25 protein-coding genes and 1 tRNA gene are annotated in these 24,246 nt (G+C 62.6%); 16 read left to right on the plus strand and 10 right to left on the minus strand.

Annotation, left to right across the window (positions count from 1 at the left end; genetic code table 11):
• Nucleotides 1–8: 8 nt before the first annotated feature.
• The 5 genes from H0274_RS02285 to H0274_RS02305 are packed head-to-tail and all read left to right on the plus strand — an operon-like array spanning nucleotide 9 to nucleotide 3,579.
• Nucleotides 9–794, plus strand: coding sequence for a sulfite exporter TauE/SafE family protein (locus tag H0274_RS02285; protein ID WP_226792720.1), 786 nt, complete (start codon nucleotides 9–11; stop codon nucleotides 792–794).
• A gap of 37 nt (nucleotides 795–831) precedes the next feature.
• Nucleotides 832–999, plus strand: coding sequence for a transposase (locus H0274_RS02290; protein WP_226792721.1), 168 nt, complete (start codon nucleotides 832–834; stop codon nucleotides 997–999).
• 2 nt (nucleotides 1,000–1,001) lie between these two features.
• The gene (locus tag H0274_RS02295) at nucleotides 1,002–2,447 is read left to right on the plus strand and encodes a cytochrome ubiquinol oxidase subunit I (RefSeq protein WP_226792722.1); all 1,446 of its coding nucleotides are present in this window, start codon (nucleotides 1,002–1,004) and stop codon (nucleotides 2,445–2,447) included.
• Nucleotides 2,444–3,445, plus strand: coding sequence for a cytochrome d ubiquinol oxidase subunit II (cydB, locus tag H0274_RS02300; RefSeq protein ID WP_226792723.1), 1,002 nt, complete (start codon nucleotides 2,444–2,446; stop codon nucleotides 3,443–3,445). Before H0274_RS02295 ends, cydB begins: the two co-directional genes overlap by 4 nt.
• Entirely contained in the window at nucleotides 3,445–3,579 is a 135-nt protein-coding gene (locus H0274_RS02305; RefSeq protein ID WP_226792724.1) for a DUF2474 domain-containing protein, read from the plus strand. Before cydB ends, H0274_RS02305 begins: the two co-directional genes overlap by 1 nt.
• 161 nt (nucleotides 3,580–3,740) lie before the next feature.
• Here H0274_RS02305 and H0274_RS02310 read toward each other — a convergent pair whose 3' ends face one another.
• Genes H0274_RS02310 through H0274_RS02320 form a run of 3 tightly spaced genes read right to left on the minus strand, consistent with a single transcriptional unit; the run spans nucleotide 3,741 to nucleotide 6,528 of the window.
• Nucleotides 3,741–5,009 carry a TolC family protein gene (locus H0274_RS02310; RefSeq protein WP_226792725.1) on the minus strand — a complete coding sequence of 423 codons (1,269 nt, stop codon included), beginning with the start codon at nucleotides 5,007–5,009 and terminating at the stop codon, nucleotides 3,741–3,743.
• Between the two features lie 20 nt (nucleotides 5,010–5,029).
• A complete protein-coding gene (locus H0274_RS02315; protein ID WP_226792727.1) occupies nucleotides 5,030–5,233 on the minus strand; it encodes a YgaP family membrane protein in 204 nt (67 codons plus the stop codon).
• 11 nt (nucleotides 5,234–5,244) lie between these two features.
• On the minus strand, nucleotides 5,245–6,528 hold the full coding sequence (locus tag H0274_RS02320; RefSeq protein WP_226792729.1) for an NAD(P)/FAD-dependent oxidoreductase: 1,284 nt from the start codon (nucleotides 6,526–6,528) through the stop codon (nucleotides 5,245–5,247).
• Between the two features lie 83 nt (nucleotides 6,529–6,611).
• Here H0274_RS02320 and H0274_RS02325 point away from each other — a divergent pair, with 83 nt between their 5' ends.
• From H0274_RS02325 to H0274_RS02355, 7 genes are all read left to right on the plus strand, one after another.
• A complete protein-coding gene (locus tag H0274_RS02325; RefSeq protein ID WP_226792731.1) occupies nucleotides 6,612–6,944 on the plus strand; it encodes a rhodanese-like domain-containing protein in 333 nt (110 codons plus the stop codon).
• Nucleotides 6,945–6,967: 23 nt separating this feature from the next.
• Entirely contained in the window at nucleotides 6,968–8,026 is a 1,059-nt protein-coding gene (locus tag H0274_RS02330; protein WP_226792733.1) for an efflux RND transporter periplasmic adaptor subunit, read from the plus strand.
• Nucleotides 8,023–11,247: an efflux RND transporter permease subunit gene (locus H0274_RS02335; RefSeq protein ID WP_226792735.1), complete on the plus strand. Its 3,225-nt coding sequence runs from the start codon at nucleotides 8,023–8,025 to the stop codon at nucleotides 11,245–11,247. Before H0274_RS02330 ends, H0274_RS02335 begins: the two co-directional genes overlap by 4 nt.
• Nucleotides 11,244–11,585, plus strand: coding sequence for an ArsR/SmtB family transcription factor (locus H0274_RS02340; RefSeq protein ID WP_226792737.1), 342 nt, complete (start codon nucleotides 11,244–11,246; stop codon nucleotides 11,583–11,585). The genes H0274_RS02335 and H0274_RS02340 overlap by 4 nt, the downstream gene beginning before the upstream one ends.
• Nucleotides 11,586–11,840: 255 nt before the next feature.
• Nucleotides 11,841–13,763, plus strand: a complete 1,923-nt coding sequence (locus H0274_RS02345) for a TadE/TadG family type IV pilus assembly protein (protein ID WP_226792739.1) — start codon at nucleotides 11,841–11,843, stop codon at nucleotides 13,761–13,763.
• Nucleotides 13,760–14,368 (plus strand): TadE/TadG family type IV pilus assembly protein, encoded by a 609-nt coding sequence (locus H0274_RS02350; RefSeq protein ID WP_226792741.1) that lies wholly within the window; start codon nucleotides 13,760–13,762, stop codon nucleotides 14,366–14,368. The genes H0274_RS02345 and H0274_RS02350 overlap by 4 nt, the downstream gene beginning before the upstream one ends.
• Before the next feature lie 20 nt (nucleotides 14,369–14,388).
• Entirely contained in the window at nucleotides 14,389–15,033 is a 645-nt protein-coding gene (locus H0274_RS02355) for a TadE/TadG family type IV pilus assembly protein (protein WP_226792743.1), read from the plus strand.
• 36 nt (nucleotides 15,034–15,069) lie between these two features.
• Here the strand turns inward: H0274_RS02355 and H0274_RS02360 are convergent, their stop codons facing one another.
• From H0274_RS02360 to H0274_RS02385, 6 genes are all read right to left on the minus strand, one after another.
• The gene (locus tag H0274_RS02360; RefSeq protein WP_226792745.1) at nucleotides 15,070–15,684 is read right to left on the minus strand and encodes a hypothetical protein; all 615 of its coding nucleotides are present in this window, start codon (nucleotides 15,682–15,684) and stop codon (nucleotides 15,070–15,072) included.
• 159 nt (nucleotides 15,685–15,843) lie between these two features.
• A complete protein-coding gene (locus H0274_RS02365) occupies nucleotides 15,844–16,824 on the minus strand; it encodes a sterol desaturase family protein (protein ID WP_226792747.1) in 981 nt (326 codons plus the stop codon).
• Nucleotides 16,825–17,089: 265 nt separating this feature from the next.
• Nucleotides 17,090–17,164, minus strand: a tRNA-Gln gene (locus H0274_RS02370).
• A gap of 91 nt (nucleotides 17,165–17,255) precedes the next feature.
• Nucleotides 17,256–18,128, minus strand: coding sequence for a glutathione-dependent disulfide-bond oxidoreductase (yghU, locus tag H0274_RS02375; RefSeq protein ID WP_226792749.1), 873 nt, complete (start codon nucleotides 18,126–18,128; stop codon nucleotides 17,256–17,258).
• 105 nt (nucleotides 18,129–18,233) lie between these two features.
• Complete coding sequence (locus H0274_RS02380; RefSeq protein ID WP_226794420.1) at nucleotides 18,234–18,530, minus strand: winged helix-turn-helix domain-containing protein; 297 nt, start codon at nucleotides 18,528–18,530, stop codon at nucleotides 18,234–18,236.
• 108 nt (nucleotides 18,531–18,638) lie between these two features.
• Nucleotides 18,639–19,142: a hypothetical protein gene (locus H0274_RS02385; protein WP_226792751.1), complete on the minus strand. Its 504-nt coding sequence runs from the start codon at nucleotides 19,140–19,142 to the stop codon at nucleotides 18,639–18,641.
• Nucleotides 19,143–19,218: 76 nt separating this feature from the next.
• Here H0274_RS02385 and modA point away from each other — a divergent pair, with 76 nt between their 5' ends.
• Genes modA through H0274_RS02405 form a run of 4 tightly spaced genes read left to right on the plus strand, consistent with a single transcriptional unit; the run spans nucleotide 19,219 to nucleotide 22,573 of the window.
• The gene (gene modA / locus H0274_RS02390; protein ID WP_226792752.1) at nucleotides 19,219–20,001 is read left to right on the plus strand and encodes a molybdate ABC transporter substrate-binding protein; all 783 of its coding nucleotides are present in this window, start codon (nucleotides 19,219–19,221) and stop codon (nucleotides 19,999–20,001) included.
• 18 nt (nucleotides 20,002–20,019) lie between these two features.
• Complete coding sequence (modB, locus tag H0274_RS02395; RefSeq protein WP_226792753.1) at nucleotides 20,020–20,727, plus strand: molybdate ABC transporter permease subunit; 708 nt, start codon at nucleotides 20,020–20,022, stop codon at nucleotides 20,725–20,727.
• On the plus strand, nucleotides 20,717–21,355 hold the full coding sequence (locus H0274_RS02400) for an ATP-binding cassette domain-containing protein (protein ID WP_226792754.1): 639 nt from the start codon (nucleotides 20,717–20,719) through the stop codon (nucleotides 21,353–21,355). The genes modB and H0274_RS02400 overlap by 11 nt, the downstream gene beginning before the upstream one ends.
• A gap of 42 nt (nucleotides 21,356–21,397) precedes the next feature.
• Nucleotides 21,398–22,573 (plus strand): BaiN/RdsA family NAD(P)/FAD-dependent oxidoreductase, encoded by a 1,176-nt coding sequence (locus tag H0274_RS02405; RefSeq protein ID WP_226792755.1) that lies wholly within the window; start codon nucleotides 21,398–21,400, stop codon nucleotides 22,571–22,573.
• A gap of 707 nt (nucleotides 22,574–23,280) precedes the next feature.
• On the opposite strand, the gene trhO is transcribed toward H0274_RS02405, so the two are convergent.
• Nucleotides 23,281–24,234: an oxygen-dependent tRNA uridine(34) hydroxylase TrhO gene (gene trhO, locus H0274_RS02410; RefSeq protein ID WP_226794421.1), complete on the minus strand. Its 954-nt coding sequence runs from the start codon at nucleotides 24,232–24,234 to the stop codon at nucleotides 23,281–23,283.
• Nucleotides 24,235–24,246 lie beyond the last annotated feature (12 nt).

Raw genomic sequence — 24,246 nt, forward strand, 5'->3', positions numbered from 1 at the left:
CACAGGCCATGATCGACCAGCTCCATTATATCCTCGCGGCTTTCAGCGGCGTGGCGGTGGGCTTTACCCTGGGCCTTGTCGGCGGGGGCGGATCGATCCTGGCGGTGCCGCTGATGGTCTATGTCGTGGGGGTGAAGAGCCCGCATGTGGCGATCGGCACCAGTGCGCTGGCCGTGGCTGCAAATGCACTGGCGGGGCTGGCCACCCATGCCCGCAACCATAACGTCAACTGGCGCTGCGGCGGCACTTTCGCCTTTGCGGGTGTGCTGGGCGCGCTGGCGGGCTCCACCCTGGGCAAGGCAGTTGACGGGCAGAAGCTGCTGTTCCTGTTCGCCCTGCTGATGATCGTGGTGGCCGTGGCGATGTATCGCGGCCGCGCCGGGGAAGGGCCGGAGAACGTGGCCTGCAATCGTGACAATATGGGCAAGGTGCTGGGCTTCGGTTTTGGCACGGGCGCGCTGTCGGGTTTTTTCGGCATTGGGGGCGGCTTTCTGATCGTGCCCGCGCTGGTCGCCTCAACTTCCATGGCGATTTATCGCGCGGTGGGCACATCGCTGGTGGCGGTTACCGCCTTCGGGCTGGCGACTGCGGCATCTTATGCCTTTTCAGGACTGGTGGACTGGCCACTGGCGGGGATGTTCATCGGTGGCGGCATCGTGGGCAGCGTTGCCGGTACTGCGGCTTCCCGCCGCCTGTCGGCGCAGAAGGGGCGCCTCAACACCGTGTTTTCCGCGCTGATCATGGCCGTGGCGCTCTACATGCTGGTGCGCAGCGCAATGGCCATTCTCGGATGACGGGCGTAAAAATAGGAAGTGAAAGGGCTTATCTGCTATGGCCGCGATTGCCGACAAGGACAAAAAGTGCCGTTCGATAGAGCGGATGATCGCCGAAGGCAGGGGAGTGACCGAAAGCTGCCGCGTATTCGGCCTTTCGGAAAAGACCTTCTACCGATGGCGTAGCGAACGCTCCACGGCACAAGTCACGGCGGGAAGGAAGTGACGATGTTCGATCAGGCCGATGCGCTGTTGCTCGCGCGTATCCAGTTTGCCTTCACGGTAAGCTTCCATTTCATCTTCCCTGCATTTTCCATCGGGCTGGCCAGCTATCTGGCGGTGCTGGAAGGGCTCTGGCTCAAGACGGGTAAGGGCGTTTACCTCGACCTGTTCAAATATTGGCTGAAGATCTTCGCCGTGACCTTCGCCATGGGTGTCGTCTCCGGCATCGTCATGTCCTATCAGTTCGGCACCAATTGGGCGGAGTTTTCCGACAAGGCCGGGCCGGTAATCGGGCCTTTGCTCGCCTATGAAGTGCTGACCGCCTTCTTCCTCGAGGCTGGTTTCCTGGGCGTGATGCTGTTCGGGCTGGAACGTGTGGGCAAGAAGCTGCACTTCCTTGCCACGCTGATGGTGGCGGGCGGCACGGCGGTTTCGGCCTTCTGGATTCTCAGCGTGAACAGCTGGATGCAGACCCCGGCAGGCTACGAGATGGGCGCGAATGGCCAGTTCCTGCCCGGTGACAGCTGGTGGGCCATCGTCTTCACCGCCAGCTTCCCCTATCGCCTGGTTCACACGGTGATCGCGGCCTATCTCACCACGGCCTTCGTGGTGGGCGGGGTGGGCGCCTGGCACCTGCTGAAGGACCGCGCCAACCAGCATGCGCGGACGATGTTCTCCATGGCGATGTGGATGGCCGCTCTGGTAGCCCCGGTGCAGATTTTTGCAGGCGATCTTCACGGCCTCAATACTTTGAAGCACCAGCCGGCCAAGGTGATGGCGATGGAAGGCCATTATGAGAGCCACCCCGACGGTGCGCCCTTCATCGTGGCGGGCATTCCCAACAGCAAGGAACAGCGCGTCGATTATGCGATCGAGATTCCAAAGGCTTCCTCGCTGATCCTCAAGCATGATCTCAATGCGCCGCTGGCCGGGCTGGACACGATCCCGCCGGAAAATCACCCGCCGGTCGGCCCGGTGTTCTGGGCCTTCCGTGTGATGGTGGGGCTGGGCTTCGCCATGCTGGGGCTGGGCCTGTGGAGCCTCGTCGCCCGCTTGAGGAAGAGGCTCTATGACTGGCCACTGCTGCACAAGGCGGCGATCGTAATGGCGCCTTCCGGCTTTCTGGCGGTGATCGCGGGGTGGATGGTCACCGAAGTGGGCCGACAGCCTTTCACGGTCTATGGTCTGTTGCGCACGGCGCAATCTGCCTCGCCGCTGGACGCGCCCGCCGTGGGGGCATCGCTGCTGGCCTTCGTATTGGTCTATTTCGCGGTGTTTGGCACGGGTACCTGGTACATCCTGCGGCTGATGCGCGGGGCGCCCAAGGTGCATGAACCGGGCGTAAGGCGGACGGAAAAAGGCCCGATCCGCACGGCGGGCATCACTCCCGGGCCGGCACGGGCCGTGGGCGGCCCCATCATCGAACAACCCGCGAAGGAGGACGGAGAATGAGCGTGGACCTCACAGCCATCTGGGCCTTCATCATCGCCTTCGCCGTGTTCGCCTATGTGGTGATGGACGGGTTCGATCTGGGCATCGGCATCCTCTTCCCCAGCTTCAAGGTGGGCGAGGAACGCGATCAGGCGATGAATTCCATCGCGCCCGTGTGGGACGGTAACGAAACCTGGCTGGTGCTGGGTGGGGGCGGTCTGCTGGCCGCCTTCCCGTTGGCCTATGCCATTATCCTTCCGGCCACTTATCCGCTGATCATCGCCATGTTGCTGGGCCTCGTCTTCCGGGGCGTGGCCTTTGAATTCCGCTGGCGCGATCCCGGCCATCGGCCCTTCTGGGACATGGCCTTCAGCGGCGGTTCACTGGTGGCTGCCCTGTCACAGGGGATGATCCTTGGCGCGATCCTGCAAGGGATCGAAGTGGACGGCCGCGCCTATGCCGGCAGCTGGTGGGACTGGCTGACGCCTTACACCCTGCTTACCGGCCTTGGCACGGTGGCGGGCTATGCCCTGCTGGGCACTACCTGGCTGGTGTGGAAGACCGAAGGCAGCACGCAGGCCCATGCCTACAGGTTGGCCCTGCGCGCCACCCTTGCCACGCTGCTGCTGCTGGGTGCGGTCAGCCTCTACACCCCACTGCTCGATGCCCGATATTGGGAACGCTGGTTTGCCATGCCCAATGTGCTGTTCGCGGCGCAGGTACCGCTGCTGACGGCCATTATCGCGGGCTTCCTTCTCTGGGGCCTGAAGAAGAAATGGCAGGCCGCGCCCTTCCTGCTTTCGCTGGGGCTGTTCCTGCTGGGCATGGCCGGGCTGGGCGTTTCGATGTGGCCTTTCGTGGTGCCCGATGTGGTGACGATCTGGGATGCGGCCGCACCGCCGCGCAGCCAGGTATTCATGCTGATCGGCGTGGGCCTGACCCTGCCGCTCATCCTTGCCTATACCGGCTGGGCCTATTGGGTGTTCCGCGGCAAGGTGGGCAGCGAGGGGTATCACTGATGTCAGCTCCTCACATTGAGGCTGACGATACCCCGCTATGGCGCCGCCTCCTGTGGATGGCGGCACTGTGGGTTGGTAGCGTTACTGTGCTGGGTGCGGTGGCCTATGGCATCAGGTTGTGGCTGAAGGGGTGAGTCCCTCGTCAACCACCCCGTCATGCTGAACTTGTTTCAGGATGACGGAATTAGGTTCCGCTCCGCGCGGCTTGGCCGCTCGCAATGACAATCGCGGGGATTCTCAAACCCAAGCGAACCGCCGCCAGCAGGGTGACCCTGCAGAAAGGGGGGAGTGCAGATCACTCCATACCGGCGACGGCTCGCAACTGATAAGCGGAGGCGATCAGGCGGCCTTGCGCGCCGGAAAGGGCGGCTTCGGCCTCTATAGCCTCGCGCTGGGCGTCGAGCAGGGCAAGCTGCGGCTTGGCCCCGGCCTCGACTTCAAGCTTCGTTCCGCGCAGCGCCTCTTTTGCGGCGGTCTGGCGGGCATCGGCGGCGGCCAGCATCAGCCGCGCGGTTTCATATCCATCATAGGCAGTTATCGCGGCCTGTTCCGTGCGCAGGCGGGCCATGTCGTAATCGGCCTGTGCGGCATCGGTCTGGGAACCGGCAGCGCGCGCCTTGGCCCCGTTGCGACCGGAGGAGAAGAAGTTCCACTTCACCCGCAGCCCGGCGGAATAGGAATCCGCCTTGTAGCCGGGGAAGAACTGATCGCGCACGGCGGCGGCTTCGGCATAGGCGCCTAGCATCGGCAGGGCTTCGCCCTTTGCCATGCGCTCGTTCCCCTCGGCAGCCTCAACCGCCTTTCCGGCGGCGAGCAACTGGGGATTGCCAGCCAGTGCCATCGCCATTGCCTCGTCCCGCGTGGCGGGGATCGGGGGTGGGGCGGGCAGATCGTCGTCCAGCGCCACCGTGTCGAGCCCGGTCAGCGAGCGCAGCGCGGCCATTGCGGCCTTCAGCCGGCCGTCAGCTGCGGCATGGCCCGCATCGGCCTCGGCCAGCCGGGCTCTTGCCTGCGCCAGATCGGTGGAAGTCGCGGCGCCGACCTTGAACTTGAGTTCGGACTGGCGGAGGACTTCCGCCAGGGAGAGGCGCAGCAGATCGTAACTGCCCAGCAGGCGCCGGGCGGAAACTGCCTCGGCATAGGCCGCTGCTACTTCCACTCGCAGATTGAGCCGGGTCTGACGGGCTATCAGCTCCGCTGCCTGCGCCCCGCCGCGGGCCGCATCGATCCCGCCGCCTGTACGCCCGAAAGTGAGCAGCGGCATTTCCGCCGTGACCTGCGCAGTCAGCGGATTGGTGTCATCTGCGGTCAGGCCGAAGAAGCCTTTGGGGTCGATCCTGCCGAAGCCGATCTGGCCCTGGGCGTTAAGGTCCGGAAGGGTCTGTGCCTTCGCGAAATCGAGCTGGGCGGCAGCGGCCTGCGCCCGTGCATCCGCCCCCGCAATGGCAGGCGAATGTTCCAGCGCGATCGCTGTAACTTCCTCAAGGGACTGGGCACCGGCCGGGTGGGGAAGGGGGGAGAGACCCAGTCCGGTGCCCAGAAGCACGAGATGGCGAAGTTTCATGGCGCGCCCCGCTCGCAATCTCAGTCGAAGGCCGTGCCGCTGCGCACGCCCAGTTTCCTGAACACCATCGCGGCGGGGCAGAAGCCTGTGAAGCTGGCCTGCAGCATGTTCAGCCCGGCAAAGATGGTCAGCGCGATCCAGTATGGATGCACGGTGAGCGACAGGATGGAGCTGATCAGCACAACCAGCCCGGCGAACGCCATTACGGAACGGTCGAGGTTCATCGCATCACTCCTCAGTCGAAACGCAGTTTCTTCACGCCCAGCACATGCAGGGCCAGTTTCTCGTAGAAGGGTTCGCTTTCGCCGCTGCGGACCTTGTGCAGGAAGTATTTCTCGAAGCCGATCTTGGCGAGGTGGACCCATTTGCCCTCGCTCGCCCAGTTCACATTGCGCGGCGGAATTTGCGGCTTGGCCACGAAGGCCACGCCGCTATCACCGAAATCGGCCAGGCAGATGGCGTTCCAGGTCGCCTCATGCGTCGGTTCCTTGCCGGCCAGGATTTCCTTCAAATTCTGCGCGATAGCGGTAACCATACTCTCGATCATGAAGCCGGTCTTGGGCACACCCACGGGCAGCGGAGTGGGGCCGACCGGCGGGATCGCGATGCACACGCCCAAGCCGAAGATATTGGGATAGGTGGTGTTGCGCTGATGCTTGTCGGTGATGACGAAGCCGCGCGGGTTGGACACGCCTTCGATCCCCTGCAGCGCTTCCACGCCGCGGAAGGCGGGCAGCATCATGGCCCAGCCGAAATCGAGGTCATGCGTCTTCTTGAGCGTGCCGTCTTCGTTCACTTCCTCGACATGGACCTTGCCGTCCTCCACTGAAGTGACCTTGGCGTTGGTGATCCACTTGATGTGCCGATCGCGCATCTCGCTTTCGAGCAGGCCCTTGGTATCGCCCACCCCATCGAGGCCGAGATGGCCGATATAGGGTTCCGGGGTGATGAAGGTCATCGGCACGCGGTCGCGGATCTTGCGGCGCTTCAGTTCGGTGTCGAGGATCATCGCCATTTCATAGGCGGGGCCGTAGCAGCTGGCCCCCTGCACGGCGCCCACCACGATGGGACGAGGATTGGCGCAGAGCTCCTCGAAGCGCGCATGGGCCGCCTTGGCATGGTCGGTAACGCAAATGCTCTGCGTATGGCCTTCAGGCCCGAAGCCGGGAATTTCGTCAAAGGCCAGTTCCGGCCCGGTAGCGATTACGAGATAGTCATAGGTAACCGAGGAGCCGTCCAGCAGCTCCACCCGGTTTTCCTTGGGGTGAACCTTGGCTGCGCCCACCGAATTGAAGCCTATGCCATGCTTTTCCATCACGGGGGGGAGGTGGACCCTGATCGACTCGGGTTCCCGCCAGCCAACCGCGACCCACGGGTTCGACGGGACGAACCAGTAATTCTCGCCCTTGTTCAACACGGTTATCTGGGCGGATTTTCCAAGAGTCTGGCGGATTTCATAGGCGGCTATGGTGCCCCCGAGCCCAGCCCCCAGGACGACGATATGCGGTTGGTCAGACATCTCAGCGTTCTCCCGTGATGCGCTTGCTAATATAACGAAATGCGCATATAAGCAATCCATAAATCATCGAAAGGATTCGAATCATGGGCCTGTTCGGCAAATCCAAGCACAAGGAACTCACTCCGGCGGAGCTGAAGGCGATGCTGGATCGCGGCGAAGTGCAGGTCGTCGACGTGCGCGAGCCTGACGAATTCCAGCAGGGGCACATCCCGGGGGCGCTCAACATGCCGCTCTCCAGCTTCTCTCCAGCCAGTCTTCCCGACTCGCCGGGCAAGATCCTTGTGCTCAACTGCCTTGGTGGGAAGCGATCCGGCATTGCGCTCGATCAATGCGGTACGGCGCAATCGGCGGTGGATACGCATCTTGCAGGCGGATTTGGCGCCTGGGCGCAGGCCGGCCTGCCGGTTGAACGCTGAAAATCGCGGCGAGGGGGCCGGAAATGACAGGTAAGACATATCTGCGTCTGGGCATCACAGCGGCTCTTTTGCCACTGGCACTGCCCCTGGCAGGCTGCGGCAGCACGGAGAACGCGCCTGCCGAAGTGACCAAGGCCGCGGGTGAACGCTATACCGTCCAGCTTGCCGAAACGGGCGACTGGAAGGATGTGAGCGCCGAGGTTTCGACCGTCGATCAGGCTCAGGTTCTTGCCCGCATTCCCGGCATTCTCACGGTGCTTTCCGTCAAGGAAGGCGATCTTGTCCGCAAGGGGCAGGTAATCGGGCGCATCGTCGATAGCCAACTGGGCTATCAGGCGGGCGCCTATGGCGCGCAGGCCGCAGCCGCGCAGGCCCAGGCCGCCGCCGCAAAGGCAGAGCTTGAGCGTGTCCAGTTCCTCTATGACAATGGTGTCTATGCCAAGGCGCGGCTGGAACAGGCAAGGGCCGTAGCAGACGCCGCGCAGGCACAGGTGAATGCCGCGCGGCAGCAGCAAGGGGCGGTGAATGCCGTCGCCGGGCAGGGCGCGGTGATCGCGCCGGCTTCTGGCCGGGTGCTGATGGCCGATATTCCTGCAGGAGCCCCCGTGGCCCCCGGAATGCCCATCGCCACGATCACGGCGGGGGCGACAGTGCTGAAGCTGGAACTGCCGGAAACTCTGGCGGCGCAGGTCCGCCCCGGATCGCGCGTGCTGGCTCAACTGCCGGGCGCGGAAGGACTTACGGAAGTCACGGGCACCATTACCCGGCTCTATCCCGCCGTAATGGGGGGACAGGTGCGTGCCGATGTGGAGATTGCCGGGCTGGACGGATCGCTGATCGGCAGGCGCATTTCCGCCAAGGTCGAGGGCGGCAGCCGCAAGGCGCTGCTGGTGCCGGCCGAGTATGTCACCACGGCCTATGGGCTCGATACGGTGTGGGTCGTAGGCAAGGATGGCAGCGCGGCCAGCGTGCCGGTGCAGACTGCTCCTTCGACCGAGCGGGGCAAGGTCGAGATACTTTCGGGCCTTTCCGCCGGTGACATTCTCGTGAAGCAGACGGCTACGAAGCAGGTCGCGAAATGAATTTGGGCATATCCGGGCGGCTGACCCGGGCGACGATCCAGTCGCCGCTCACCCCGCTGCTGCTGCTCGCCGCGATATTGGTGGGCGTGATCGCTACGCTGACCATCCCGCGCGAGGAAGAGCCGCAGATTTCAGTCCCCATGGTGGACATCCGCGTTGCCGCGCCCGGTCTTTCGGCCAGCGACGCGGTGGAGGTGGTGGCCAAGCCGCTGGAGGCCATCGTCAAGAGTGTGGACGGGGTGGAGCATGTCTACACCCAGGCCGAAGACAATGGCGTGCTGGTGACGGCGCGCTTCATCGTCGGCTCCGATCCCGAAGACGCCGCGACCCGGATCGACGAGAAGCTCAACGCCAATATGGACCGCATCCCGGTGGGCATTCCAGCCCCGCAGGTGACGGTGCGCGGCATCAATGACGTGCCTATCGTGGTTCTCACTCTGTCGCCCAAGCCCGGAGCGCCGGGTGCATGGAACGAGCAGGCACTGGGCGAACTGGCCGGGCGCCTGCGGACCGAGATCGCCAAGGTGGACGATGTCGGGCTGACTTTCATCACCGGCGGCCAACGGCAGGCTGTGCGTATCGCGCCCGATCCGGCGAAATTGCAGCTCCATCAGGTGCCGCTCGGCAATCTGATCGAGGCTGCCGGCCAGGCCAATCGTGCCTTTCCGGCTGGCAGCGTTCGCGAAGCGGGGCAGGCCGCAGACGTCGTGGCCGGGCGCACGCTTTCGGGCGCGGAGGAAGTCGGCAATCTGCAGGTCCGCTCGGTTACGGGCGCGCCGGTCTATATGCGCGATGTCGCCAGTGTCACCGAAGCGCCCACGCAGGATCAGCAGATGGTCTGGCGCTGGTCGAAAGAGGATGGGGACGCGGGTAAATGGGGCCGCACGCCTGCCGTCAGCATTGCCATCGCCAAGCGCGCGGGGGCCAATGCCGTGACCGTTTCGGAAGCGGTGGTGAAGCGCGTGGAGACGCTGGAAGGCACACTGATCCCCACGTCGCTGGATGTCGCCGTTACTCGCAATTATGGCGAGACGGCGAATGAGAAGGCGAATGAACTGCTGTTCCACCTCGCCTTGGCCACGGTTTCCATCGTGGTGCTGATCGGCTTCGCTATCGGCTGGCGCGAGGCCGGTGTGACGGCAATCGTCATTCCCACTACCATTCTGCTCACCATGTTCGCATCGAACATCATGGGCTTCACCATCAACCGGGTCAGTCTGTTCGCGCTGATTTTCTCGATCGGCATTCTGGTGGATGATGCCATCGTGATGATCGAGAACATCGCCCGGCACTGGGCCATGCCGGACGACCGGCCGCGTATCCAGGCGGCGGTGGAGGCTGTGGCCGAAGTGGGCAATCCCACCATCGTCGCCACCATGACCGTGGTTGCCGCATTGCTGCCGATGCTGTTCGTTTCGGGCCTGATGGGGCCTTACATGGCGCCGATCCCGATCAATGCCTCAGCTGCGATGATCTTCAGCTTCTTCGTGGCAGTGATTATCGCGCCCTGGCTGATGATCCGCTTTGCCCGGCAGGCGCTGGATCATGGCGGGCATGACGAACATGGCGGGAAACTGGGCCAATATTATGCCCGCGTTGCCCGGCGGGTGATCCGCGACCGCAAGAGCGCGCGCAATTTTCTGATCGGCGTTGGCGTGGCCACTCTGGTCGCCTGTTCCATGTTCTACTTCAAGGCAGTGACGGTGAAGCTGCTGCCCTTTGACAACAAGTCGGAGATCCAGCTGGTGGTCGATCTGCCGGAAGGGACCAGCCTGGAAACGACTGCCCGCGTGCTCGATCAGGCCGCCGCAGTGGCGCGAGGCGTGCCCGAAGTCATCTCTATGGAGGCATATGCCGGTGCCTCCGCGCCGTTCAATTTCAACGGACTGGTGCGCCACTATTTCCTGCGTGCGCGGCCGGAAATGGGGGATCTGATGGTCACCCTGCTGCCCAAGGGCGACCGTTCGCGCGCCAGCCACGATATCGCAGTTGAGATGCGCCAGAAGCTCGCCAAGATCGCTCTGCCGCAAGGAGGATCGATCAAGGTGGTGGAAACCCCGCCGGGCCCCCCGGTGATGGCCACGCTGCTGGCAGAGATTTACGGCCCGGACGAGGCGACCCGCCGCGCAGTGGCGCTGCAGGTGGAAAAGATTTTCAAAGAAGTGCCCTATATCGTCGATGTCGATAACAGTTTCGGGGAAGGGCGCCCGCAATTGCGGCTGGTGCCGGACCGCGCGCGGCTCGACCATTATGGCCTTTCGGAACGGCAGTTGTTCGATTCCATCGGCGCGCTGATGGGCAGCCAGATCGTGGGTTATGCCCCGCAGGGCATGGGGCGCGATCCCTTGCCGATCCAGGTTTCGCTCGATCAGTCGGCCCGTGCATGGTCGGCCAGCCTTGCGGCCACGCCGGTCGCGGTGGCCACGGCCGCCGGTGCGCCGCAGTTGATCCAGCTGGGCGAACTGGTCGATGCGCGGATGGAGCGAGGCGAGCCGGCGGTGTTCCGCCGCGACGGACGAGGGGCGACCATGGTTCAGGCCGAGCTTGCCGGGCGTTACGAGGCGCCGATCTATGGCATGCTGGCGGTGGACAAGGCGATCGACGAGTTTGACTGGGCCAAGGCAGGCCTGCCCAAGCCGGAAATCTCGCTCAATGGTCAGCCTGAGGATGAGCGCCACCCCACTTTGCTGTGGGACGGTGAATGGGAAATCACCTGGGTCACCTTCCGCGATATGGGCGCCGCCTTCATGGTCGCCCTGTTGGCGATCTACGTGCTGGTCGTCGCGCAGTTCGGCAACTTCAAGATCCCGCTTGTGATCCTCACGCCCATTCCGCTCACCCTGATCGGCATCGTGATCGGCCATATGCTGTTCGGCGCGCCTTTCACGGCCACCAGCATGATCGGTTTCATCGCGCTGGCGGGGATCATCGTGCGCAATTCCATCCTGCTGGTGGACTTCATCCGCCATGCGCGGGCGCCGGGCAAATCGTTGCGCGATACCCTGCTGGAGGCTGGGACGATCCGCTTCAAGCCGATCGCTCTTACGGCGGCGGCGGCGATGATCGGGGCGGCAGTGATCCTGACCGATCCGATCTTCCAGGGGCTGGCGATTTCGCTGCTGTTCGGCCTTGCATCCTCCACCGCTCTCACGGTGCTTGTCATTCCCGCCATCTATATCGTCTTGCGCGATGACGGGTTGCCTGCCACCGGAGAGGAATGAAAACGCCGATCCCCTTGGACCTGCTGCGCGCCAATGCCGAGAACATGGCCGGAAGGCTGCGGATACTGTCCCATCCGGACAGGCTGCTGATGCTGTGCCGCATGTCGGACGAGGAAGTGACCGTGGGCGAACTGGTGGAGCTGACCGGCATGTCGCAATCCGCCGTTTCGCAACATCTCGCCAAGTTCCGCGACATGGGGCTGGTGAGCGTTCGGCCCGATGCGCAGACGCGCTATTACCGGTTGGTGGACGACGACGTGCGCCAGATCATCTTCGCCTTGTGGGAAATCTGCCAGGCGGGGATGGAGGGCGCGCCGGAATCCTGCGCCACGAGCTGAATGGCCGATCCCCGGGCCTTCCAGAACGGACGGCAGATGGGCAGTCTGGCGCGCCGGAACACCGGCCCGGCTTCCACCAGCGCGGAAGCGGCGATGGTGCGGGGCGGTCGTTAACTATTTTCCGAACATTGTCCCGATACCGCACAGGCAGTGATTTCCGGGGCCTTAATGTGAATTAACCATAAATGTTGGAGGGGGAGTAACCCTATTCCCTTATCTCCGGGCAGGCTTGGCCTAGTCTATGGAGATCAAGGAATGCGCAGTCATTCCCGGGGGGATCGTTTCCTTCGTGCATTGCGGGATGATCGTTCGGGCAACGTGCTCGCGATCACGGCTGCCGCGCTGGTACCGATGATGGCTCTCATCGGTGGCGGCGTGGACCTCAGCCGCGCCTATATGGCGCGAACCCAGCTCCAGTCTGCCTGCGACGCGGGTGTGCTCGCCGGCCGCCGCGCGATGAGCAAGACAGGCAGTTACGGCACTTCTGAAAAGGCGAAGGCGAACAACATGTTCACCTTCAACTTCAATCCTTCCGTGTTCGACGCGACCAATGTCTCCTATGTCACGCAGGATAATGATGATGGCCAGGTGCTGGGCACCGCCACCGCCACCGTCCCGACGCTGGTGATGAAGCTGTTCGACAAGCGGACGATCACGATGTCGGTCGATTGCATGGCCGAACTGCAGATCGGCAATGCCGATATCATGTTCGTGCTCGATACTACCGGCTCGATGGGCAACTCGATCAGCTGGGGCGAGCCCACCAAGATCGAAGGTCTGCGCTCTGCCGTGCGGGACTTCCACAAGACCATCAATCAGGCGGTGAACGATAACCGCACGCGCATCCGCTATGGCTTCGTGCCCTATTCCATGACGGTGAACGTCAAGGGCCTGCTCGAAAACGGCGACATGCCGTATGATTTCATGGCGGACAGCACGAATTACCAGTCGCGCCTGGCTGTGTTCAATACACCCGTATATGAAGATCACGTGGAAGATCTGGGCACTGCTAATGATACTTATCCCAATGCCATCAGTTTGAACAGCTGTAAGAACTATGGCGATAACTATGGGGACAATCCATATAAAACCGGTACTGCGCCTAATCCGGTAACAACCAAAGAATATGACTACGTCAGCTGGTACAAGACGGGCAGGAGTGGTCGCACAGATATAGGCACCTGCGTTCGTCGCGTCTGGACCACTCGCACGACCTATACGCTGGACGGGTATAAGTTCACGACCTGGCGCTATACCGAGGCGCCGATCGATACATCGCGGCTGAAGCGGTTTGATAGTGTGGCGGTTGCCACCAACGTGTCCAATGCAATGACGGATTCCGCAGGTGCCTATGATCCGGTGCGCCTGGCCAAAATGAATGGCAGCACGGCCAGCGGCGTCGGCACCACGAATTACAGCTGGAGCGGCTGTATCGAGGAGCGCAAGACGATGACGCCGACCGCGACGTTGCCTACTTTCGACCCCTGGCCGGAAGACGCTTACGATCTCGATCTGAATCTGACGCCGTTCGACGATGACTCGCGCTGGAAGCCGCATTGGAATTCGGTGGAATACAGTCGCAACAATTACGATTACGAGGACACGACCAACTCTCGCAACACGGCTTCGGGCAGCTGCCCTTCGCCCATGATGTTGCTGCGCCCCGTGGAACTGTCCGACAATGTCAATGACGTCCCGGTGTGGCTGGATAGCTATCTCAACAATCTGGTGGCTACCGGTAATACCTATCACGATGTGGGCATGATCTGGGGCGGCCGCCTGACCAGCCCGGGCGGACTGTTTGCCAGCAATGTCAATCTGGATGCCGACAAGATCAATGTCAGCAAGCACATCATTTTCATGACCGACGGCATCATGGAGCCGACCGCCTCAGGCTATTCGGCTTATGGTATCGAGAACCTCGATAGCCGCATTGCGCCGCGCTATTACTCCAATACCATCACCGCGCGGCACAATCTGCGGTTCGCCGCAATGTGCAATGCCATCAAGGCGCAGGGCACCACGATCTGGGTGATCGCCTTCGGCACCAGCATGACTTCCGAATTGCAGAATTGCGCCAGCAATGGCCGCGCCTATTATTCCAGCAATACGGAGCAGCTACGCAATACCTTCAAGTTCATTGCCGCGCAGGTCGCAGATCTGAGGCTCGGCAGATGATCCGCCGCTTTCGCGCTTTCCCGGCCCGTAGGCTGGCGGGCGACGCGAAAGGGGCGACGCTGCCCGAATTCGCGATCGTACTGCCCACCTTCCTGCTGCTGCTGTTCGGCATCTTCGATGTCGGGCAGGGGATTTATATCCAGTCGGTATTGCAGGGCGCGATCCAGGACGGTGGGCGCGATGCCGGCCTTGAGAGCGGGTCGAGCCAGATGAGCGCCATTGACCGATATGTGCGTGAACAGATGGATCCCGTCGCGATAAGCAACCCGATCTACACGTTCAAACGGGAAAATTATTCGAGCTTCAGCGATGTCGGTCGGCCCGAGGATTTCACCGATACGAATAAAAATGACCAATATGATGGCGGTGAATGTTTCGTGGATGAAAACGGCAATGGCACGTGGGATGCCGATGTCGGCAAAAGCGGCCTCGGCGGGGCGAATGACGTGGTGCTTTATACGGTTACGCTCACCTACGATCGCCTGTTTCCGCTCTGGAAACTGATCAACGGCGATCAGCGGGCAACGACTTCGGCCTCCACCGTGCTGCGCAACCAGCCTTTCGGCCCGCAGGCCACCCGCGTGCAGAAGCAGATTTGCGGATGAAGCCGATGATGAAATCCCGGATGGCCAGTTTGGGCCGTTTCGCCCGCCGCCTGTGGCGCGATCAGAAGGCGCTGGCGCTGATCGAATTTGCTTACTCGCTGCCGATCCTGACTATGCTGGGGATGGGCGGCGTGGAAATCGCCAACCTTTCGATCACGCATATGCGCGTGAGCCAGCTTGCCTTGTCGCTGGCCGACAACTCCTCACGTGCGAAGCAGGAAATCGTGGCGGGCGTGCCGCATATGCGCGAATATGACGTGAACGAGGCGTTCAAGGCTTCCGCCCTGCAATCGGGGGGGCTGGACGTGGTTCATAATGGGCGCCTGATCCTCTCCAGCCTGGAAGTGAATGAGCAGGGAGGGCAGTGGATTCACTGGCAGCGTTGCTTCGGCGATGCCAAATACAGCTCCAGCTATGGCAAACAGGGTGACGGTGTGACCGGCACGAGCTTTCCCGGAATGGGGCCGGCCGGTAAACAGGTGAAGGCCGAGAGCGGTTTCGCCATCATGTTTGCCGAGGTGGTGTATGACTATAAGCCGCTTCTGTTCGCCAGCCTCGTCCCGCCACAGGCGATCCGCAAGACGGCCGCGATGTATGTGCGCGACGATCGTGACCTGACGCAGATCTACAATCCAGCCCCTGCCGCACCAGTCAGCTCCTGCTAGATTTGAGGATAGCGTCACTCGTTGAGGCGTACGGGTTCACGAACCCGCCAGTTTCTTCCTGAATAGTGACCGGACCAGCCTGTCTTCCAGAATCCGGCCTATAACATAGAGCGCGGCGAAGATGCCCGTGAAGACATAGGCGGGCGTTGGGGAAGGTCCGCTATTCTTCTTTTCCGCCTTGCCCTTGTCTTCCTTCTTGGGCTTCTCGGGGGCTGGTGCGCCCAGGGCCTTGTCGATGGGGTTCATCAGTATTTCGGCCTCTTCTTTCTCTTCCTTGTCCGCCTTGTCGGATGTCTCGACGGGAGGTTGTTCAAGTTTCCCCAAGGCGATTGTAAAGCCGGCAATGCCCATAAACAGCGCGGGCGCCAGGAAGCAGAACAGCAGAGCGCGGCTGATCAGGTGGTAATGTAGCACTGGCCCTGCATCGCCGTTTTCGATTGCAAGCACCCCGCTGTCGAAGACGGACATCTTGTCTTGCGCCGCCTGGTCCTTCTTCTGGAAAGTCAGCGCGCCGTTCGTTCGCTCGTAAGTGGTGTTGGGCTGGTCGAATACGGGGGCAAGCCGATCGAAGGCCTCTTCGTCCGTTTGCCCGGGGGAGAGCGGCAGGCTGCCTCTGATGTGCCAGATCCAGTCGATGAAACGCAGGTTCACGCGATGTCCTTCTTCAAGAAACCACCGATGCTCGGCAGACGGGGCGCTTGCTCCGGGCGAGCGCCTTCACGCCGGGCCGGACATGGGGCCGGCGGGTGCATCGAGAGCAGGTGAGGCAAAACAGGTGGAAAGCGGTCGCCGGGCAGCAGCGCCCGTTGTTTACTCGGCAGGCACTGGCATCGGCCGGCCGAATTTTTCCTTGAGCGTCTTCCAGGCTTCGGTGAAAGGATAGGTCATCTGCTCGCGGATCGACATGCGACGTCCGCCTTCCATGCCCAGCAGTTCCGCTTCGCCATCCACGCAGGTGCCGAACATCCGGTCGATAAAGATCCAGGTGGCGGAATAATTGCTGCGGCTGGCCTCGAAATCCTGCGAGTGGTGCAGACTGTGGTGTTCGGTGGTGTTGAACAGGTAACACCACCAGCGCGGCGAATTGAAGCGGACATTGATGTGCTGATAGGAACCGACCGCAAGCCCGATAGCGCCTGCAAGCAGCACGGCGCGCGGCAGGAAGTCGAAAAATCCGCCGATACCAAGGCCAATCAGGAACAATTCTACCGGATTGCCGACAGCCCCTTTGTTGACGTTCAACTGGGTGATGTAGTGATGGACGGAGTGGGTCAGCCAGAGCGGATACCAATTATGCATTCCGCGATGCATCCAGTACTGGCCGAAATCGAAGATGAAAGAGATCAGGAACGCCTGTAGCAGCAGCGGCATCGTGGTGAACCAGGCGAACTTATCGAAATCGAAATTGTTCTGGATCGCTTCGATGATGGCATCGTCGCCGAAATAGCGGCTGGCCAACCGGACCAGGGTATAGCTGATGCCCACATAGAACAGGTCGGTCGCCAGTTCCTTCCAGGTCAGTTGCCAGCTGTCATAGCGGGGGTTCACCCATTCCAGCGCCAGCAGAAACACCCTGAAGCCTATGCCGATGGCGACGGCTGTTGACGCCTTGGCGATGGAGTCTGGCGCGTAATACCAGAAGGCTATCAGTGCGAATAATACGGTCGGCTGAAACCACGTGAACACGAACTGTTTTACAGGACCGCCTTCTACCCGGGGAATATTTTCCCAGCCCACGGTCACCGGTGCATCCGCCCCAATCACCCTATTGCCTACGCGAATGCCATCCATATCGCCCGCCTTTGTGATGTCAGTTGCTGGTTCCAGTACTACTAAACTCAAGAATCGTAATATCACAATTCTGTTACCTGTCTACAGGATTAATGAATCCGTCCGCCGTTTTCGGCAGGGAATTCCGGAACCTGCGAAGCAAAGCTGAGAAGGGGGGATATGCACAGGCGTGCAGCCGCATGCTGTCATGGCGTACGGCATGGGCGGTAAAACCGCACGATGGCACAATCCGTGCTGCACCAAAGGATATGTGGAGGAGTGAAATTGGCTGGGGCGGCAGGATTCGAACCTGCGAATGCCGGTACCAAAAACCGGTGCCTTACCACTTGGCGACGCCCCAGCAGCGTCCCACGCAGCGCCTTGTGACGCATGGGTGAGGCGCCCCTATAGCGGGGCCTCACCCATGCGCAAGGGTATCCTCTAACGCAAGGTTACAGAAGGTCGGGGCGTTTGCGCACCGGATCGAACAGCGACTGGTCCAGCGCCTCGAAATCGGCCGCGGAATGGCGCTCGGCCATGGCCTGTGTGTTCACCAGACGGCCACGGATCGCACCGGGGCGGGCGTCGATCGTGCGGATCCAGCGGCCGACATTCTCGTATTCGTCGAGGCTCAGGAAGATATCGCAGCGATTATAGGCGCCGTGATAGAGGTTCCCCAGCCAGGTGTAGGCGGCGATATCCGCAATGGTGTAGTCCGCGCCGGTGAGATATTCGGTCTTGCCCAGCTGCATGTCCGCCACGGCGAACAGGCGCTTGGTTTCCATGGCATAGCGATCGATCGGATATTTGTAGCGTTCCGGGGCATAGACATAGAAGTGGCCAAAGCCGCCGCCCATGAAAGGCGCGCTGCCCATCTGCCACATCAGCCAGCTGAAGGTTTCGGCGCGAGCGGGCTGGGTCTTGGGGAGGAGATAATCGAACTTCTCGGCCAGATGGACAAGGATGGAGCCGGATTCGAACACGCGGAACGGCTCCGGCCCGGACTTGTCGAGCAGAGCGGGAATCTTGGAATTGGGGTTCAACTCCACGAAGCCCGACCAGAACTGGTTGCCTTCGAAGATCTTGATCAGCCAAGCGTCATATTCCGCGTCGGAAAAGCCGGCTTCCAGCAATTCTTCGAACATGATGGTGGCTTTTACGCCATTGGGCGTGCCGAGCGAATAGAGCTGGAAGGGGTGATCGCCCTCGGGCAGTTCATGTTCCTCGCGCGCGCCGGCGGTGGGGCGGTTGATCCCGGCGAACTGGCCGCCATTCTCGGGATCGAAGGTCCAGACCTTGGGCGGAACGTAAGTGTCGTCGGACATGGCGAGGCTCTCCTGCGAGGGGTTCGTTGACTCTGTCGAGTAGATGGAACTGCGGAGAGCGGAGGGCAAGCGATGGTTTGCTTGGCCTGCGCCAAGTTGGGGTATTCAGTCCTTGAGCGCGTTTGTCAGGGCCTCCAGCGCGGCGCTTTGTGCGCCGGATTCTGCCATTTCCAGCACTTTGCGATAGGCCTCCCGCATCTCGCGGCCAAGCTCGGTCACTTTCGCCCCCGCCTGCTGTCCGCCGCCGGGATGCGTTTCCACCAGTGGCTGCGCAAAGCAGCGGTTCATTGCATCCACCAGCATCCAGGCACGGCGATAGCTCATCCCCATGGCTCGCCCCGCCGCCGAGATGGACCCGGTCGCCTCGATCGCATCGAGCAGGTCCGCCTTGCCGGGGCCCATGGCGATTTCCTCGCCCACATAGAGCTGCAATTTGAGCTTGAGCTTTGCGATTGGCCGTCTCCCGTCTGACGGGCGGAGAATAGCCGATCGTGCGGCGGATTGCAGCCGTCAGGGCGCCTTTATCATCAGCCTGCTGGTATCGACCTGAGCGGCGGACAATTCCAGGCGATAGGCGCCGGGCTTCAGCGCGAAATGGACAATTTTGCCGATGCCCGAGCAGTCCGGGCCATGGCCATGGGCGGAGGATTCCACCACGCCGTCCGGCCCGATCACGTCGATCCACATCGGGTCGCCCACGGTGATCAGATAGGTGCCCTCAACCGGGGCAGTGAAGGTCAGCACTGCGCCCATGCTGCCTTCGGGCAGTTCCTTGCCGTCGAAACCCGTCAGCGGCACTTGCGCCACCGGGGCGAGGGTGAAGCTCCATGCCGTGCCTGCCGCAATCGCGCTATCCTGCGGTGCGGGGGAAGGACTTTCCCACCCGTTCCATTCGGCAGGAACGGGCACTGGCGCTTCGCCTTTCGGGGGCTGCCACTCCTTTTCGGCGGCGAAGGCCGGGGCGGGGAAAAGCAGCGCTGCCAGCGCTGCGGAAATCAGGTAACGGGGGACCAAGGATGTGCTCCTGCCTTGCTATATCGCGATGTATATAGCATTGCCGCATGGCAACGCGTCAACCGGAAGGACAATCATGCGCCGCTTCATTGCCCGTTTCCTGCCGATCCTGGCTGCAGGGCTGCTTGCGGCCTGCTCCGGGGGGAAGGAGGAAGCGAAGGGCCCCATCGTTCTGGCGGCGTCCAGCCTGCAGGAATCGCTGGAGGAAGTGGCCGACGGCTGGGTGAAGGAAGGCCATCCTCGCCCGGTGCTGAGTTTTGCCGCCACTTCGGCGCTTGCCAGGCAGATAGAACAGGGCGCCCCGGCCGACCTTTTCCTCTCGGCGGATGAGGAATGGATGGACAAGCTGGAGCAGAAGCAGCTGATCGCGCCCGGCTCGCGCAAGACCCTGCTGGGCAATACGCTGGTCCTGATCGCCCCTGCGGGCGGGAAGGATGTGGTGGACCTCTCCAATCCCGCCAGCCTCACGGCAGCTCTGGGCAAAGGTCCGCTGGCCGTGGCCGATCCCGATGCGGTTCCCGCCGGCAAATATGCGAGGGCCGCCTTTACTGCGCTGGGTCTGTGGCCCGCCGTAGAGGCTAAGCTGGCGCGGGCGGAAAACGTTCGCGCCGCGATGGCGCTGGTGGAACGGGGCGAGGCGCCGCTGGGCGTGGTCTATGGCAGCGATGCCATGGCGAGCGCCAAGGTGCGCGTTGTCGCGACTTTCCCCGAAAACAGCCATCCGCCGATCCACTATCCGGTAGGGCAGATCAAGGGTTCGGCCAATGCCGAAGCTGCCGCTTTCCGCGACTATCTGCAGGGCGATGCGGCCATGGGTGTGTTCCGCCGCCATGGCTTTACCGCCGCACCGGTGGATTGAGGCGGAAGGCAGGCGGTAATGCTGTTGAGCGCAAGTGAATGGGCAATCGTGGCCCTGTCGCTCAAGGTCAGCCTTGTGGCCATGGCCGCGACGCTGCCGGTTGCCTATGCGCTCGCCTGGCTTCTGGCGCGCAAGCGGTTTCCCGGCATATTGCTGCTCGACGCGCTGGTGCATCTGCCTCTGGTGGTGCCCCCGGTGGTGACCGGCTGGCTGCTGCTGATCCTGTTCGGGCGTAACGGCCCAGTTGGTTCCTTTCTGGAAGATCATCTGGGCATCGTTCTGGTTTTCCGCTGGACCGGCGCTGCGCTGGCAGCGGCGGTGATGGCGCTGCCCCTGATGGTCCGCGCGATCCGCCTTTCCATCGAGAGCGTGGACCGGCGGCTGGAAGAGGCCGCGCGCACTCTGGGCGCAAGGCCGCTGCGTGCCTTTCTCACCGTGACCCTGCCGCTGTCCGTGCCGGGCATATTGGCAGGCAGCGTGCTGGGCTTTGCGCGGTCCATCGGAGAATTCGGCGCGACGATTACCTTTGCCTCCAATATTCCGGGCGAGACGCGGACCCTGCCGCTGGCGATCTATACCGGGCTGCAAATGCCGGGTGGGGAGGAAATGGTGACGCGGCTGGCGCTGATCTCCGTCGGCCTGTCCATCGCGGCGCTGGTTGCAAGCGAATGGCTGGTGCGGCGCAGCGGGGCCAAGCTGGGGCAGGGGGGCGGCCATGTCCTCTGAGCCGATCTTCGAGATAAAGCTGACGCGGCGCGTTGGCGACCGGCAGATCGACCTTAATGCGGTCACCGATGCCTCTCTTACCGCGCTGGTCGGCCCATCGGGCGCGGGCAAGACCACCACACTCAATTGCATCGCCGGGCTGCTCAAGCCGGAGCGGGGCCGGATCGTAGTGGCGGGGCGGGTGCTGTTCGATTCCGCCCTGAAGATCAACCTGCCGCCGGAAAAGCGCCGTGCGGGCTATATCTTCCAGCAGGGGCGGCTGTTCCCGCATATGAACGTGGCGGCGAACCTTGCCTATGGCGAGAAGCTCCATGCCGCCGAGGAACGCTGGATTACGCAGGGCGAAGTGGTCGAGTTCCTGGGTATCGGCCATTTGCTGGATCGCCTGCCGGTAACTCTTTCCGGCGGGGAGGCTCGCCGGGTCGCCATCGGGCGTGCGCTGCTTTCCGCGCCGAAGTTCCTGCTGATGGACGAGCCGCTTACATCGCTCGACGCCGCGCGGGGCGAGGAAATCCTGCGCGTGGTGGAACGTATCCGCGATGAGCTGGCGCTGCCGGTGCTTTATGTAAGCCACGCGATGGGCGAGGTGGAGCGGTTGACGGATAGCGTAATCCGGTTGGAAGCGTAGGGCCCCTAGGCGGCGAGGGGCCAGCCCGCTAGGGGCTCTGCCATGGCCGGTGAATTCGATGCGATCATTTTGGGGGCAGGCGCTGCGGGCCTGATGGCGGCGGCCACGGCGGGGCAGCGCGGCAGGCGTGTGCTGCTGCTCGACCATGCGGATGCGCCCGGCAAGAAAATCCTCATTTCCGGCGGCGGGCGGTGCAATTTCACCAATATCCACACCGCGCCGGATCGCTATCTTTCGCAGAACCCCCATTTCGCGAAATCCGCGCTGGGCCGCTATTCGCCGCAGGACTTCCTCGCTCTGGTGGAGAGTTATGGCATCGCCTGGCACGAGAAGACGCTGGGGCAATTGTTCTGCGACGGTTCCGCGCGGCAGATCGTGGATATGCTGCTTGCGGAATGCGCCAGGGGCGGGGTGGAATTGCGCTGCAATGCCTCGGTGAGTGAGGTTTCCCACGCCGATGGGGCCTTTCGCGTCACCGTGGGGGGCGAGACGGAAAGCGCGCCTGCGCTGGTAATTGCCACCGGTGGCCCTTCCATCCCCAAGATGGGCGCGAGTGGTTTTGCATACGATCTGGCCCGGCAATTCGGCCTCAAGGTCGTGGAGCCGCGCCCCGCGCTGGTGCCGCTCACCCTGCCGGGAGACGAAGCCCTTTTTCGCGAACTTTCCGGCGTCTCGGCCGAAGTGATCGCCCGCTGCGGCAAGGCGGCCTTCCGCGAGGCGGCGCTGTTCACTCATCGCGGGCTGTCCGGTCCGGCGATCCTGCAAGTGTCCTCCTACTGGCGGCGCGGTGAGGAAGTGGGCATCGATTTCCTGCCCGATCTTGGCGAAGGCTGGCTGGCAGACGCCAAGCGCGCCCGCCCGCGCGCCGGAATGCGCAGCGTGCTGGGCGAGCATCTGCCGGATCGTTTGGCCACGGTGCTGGCCGAAAAGCTGGGGCTGGAGCGCGAACTCGGCAATCTGTCCGACAAGGCACTGGCCGAGGCCGCGCGGCGCTTGGCGGATTGGCGTTTCCTGCCCAATGGCAGCGAGGGCTTTGCCAAGGCGGAAGTGACTATCGGCGGCATCGGCACGGCCGAACTTTCCTCCAAGACCATGGAGGCCCGCAAGCTGCCCGGCCTTTACGCCATTGGCGAGGCTGTGGACGTGACCGGCTGGCTGGGCGGCTATAATTTCCAATGGGCCTGGGCAAGCGCGAAGGCGGCAGGGCAGGCGATTTAGCCGGGCCGGTCGGGGCGCATGTGTCACCCTGATGTGACGCAAAACGGCCTTTGAAGTTTGCGGTGTAACACCCCTGTAGCCCCGCGGAATCGAGCCGATTTTCCGGGCGGGACGCGCAGCGGAGTGTGACCTTTCATTTCGGGTTTTCGTGCAAGCCCGGTGCGTTTGCCTATGCAGGGCCCGGAGGGGGTGGAGCATGCGCAAGGTTGGGTTGAGGCTAAGCTGTTCATTGAACAGGATAAACGTCATTTGCGAGGATGTAGGAAAGTGTTTTCTGGCGGGGAAAATGGGGCAGGACTTGCCGAAAGCCGACAGTCTGGAACCGACAACATTGCGGACCTTTGCACTATCGTCATCCTGAACTTGTTTCAGGATCCATTTGACCAGATTGAGCGGAAGTCCGTGGGGAGAAATGGATGCTGGAAGCGAAGCTGTGCCTGCACAAACAAGTTCAGCATGACGGGGCGGGACAGCCCGCTTCCCACCCCATTGCTGTCTTCCCAAACCTCCGTTCGTCCTGAGCCTGTCGAAGGACACGAGAAACCGTCAGTCCCATATCCCCTTGGTTGGCAAGCGATGGCGCGCGTCCTTCGACAGGCTCAGGACGAACGGATGTGGTGATTTGGCGAAGGGGTTTCGTCCGCTCCCCACCCCGTCTTTGTCATCAGCGTCCCTGCGCCGCGCTCCCCAGCAAGCAGGTAACCCGCCTAACCTTCACCCCCGAAGCTCGCCCCGACATGCGCTTCGCCCCTTGCGCGGGCGAGCATTTCCTGGCGGTGCCGCTCGGCATAGGCTGAGCGTTGTTCCTCGTCGCGCTCGGCGTGGCAGGCGGGGCAGCTTACGCCTTCGACATAGAGCGGCGATGCCTTGTCCTCCGCGCTCACCGGGCGGCGGCAGGCGTGGCACAGATCGTAGCTGCCCGGGGCGAGGCCGTGGGCGACTGTTACCCGCTGGTCGAAGACGAAACATTCGCCTTCCCACAGGCTTTCTTCGGCGGGCACGGTTTCCAGATATTTGAGGATGCCGCCTTTCAGGTGGAACACTTCCTCCACACCCTCCGCCTTGAGGAAGGCTGTGGATTTCTCGCAGCGGATGCCGCCGGTGCAATACATCGCCACCTTGGGGGCCTTGCCTTCGCCCAGCAGGCGCTCGCGCTCGGCGCGGAACCAGGCGGGGAAATCGCGGAAAGTGGCGGTTTGCGGGTCGATCGCGCCATGGAACTTGCCCACGGCCACCTCGTAATCGTTGCGTGTGTCGATCACGATTGTTTCGGGGTCGCTGATCAGCGCGTTCCAGTCTTCCGCCGGGACATAGGTGCCCACGCTGGCCAGCGGATCGATATCCGGCTCGCCCATGGTGACGATTTCCTTCTTCAGCCGCACTTTCATGCGGTGGAAGGGCATGGCAGGGGCGCGGGAATATTTGACGTCCAGCCCCGCACAGCCGGGCAGGGAGCGGACATGGCCCACCACGCGGGCAATGGCATTGTCGCTGCCCGCGATAGTGCCGTTGATCCCCTCATGCGCCAGCAGCAGGGTGCCCTTCACCCCCAGTTCCTCGCACAAAGCGAGCAGCGGTTCGCGCAGGGCCTTGTGGTCCGCGAAGGGCGTGAACTGATAGAGCGCCGCGACGCAGACCGGCAGGGCGGTATCCTCGGGCATGTCAGCCACCGG

It is taken from the genome of Fulverythrobacter ferritrahens (genome assembly GCF_020539485.1).
Taxonomy (GTDB): Bacteria; Pseudomonadota; Alphaproteobacteria; order Sphingomonadales; family Sphingomonadaceae; genus Andeanibacterium; species Andeanibacterium ferritrahens.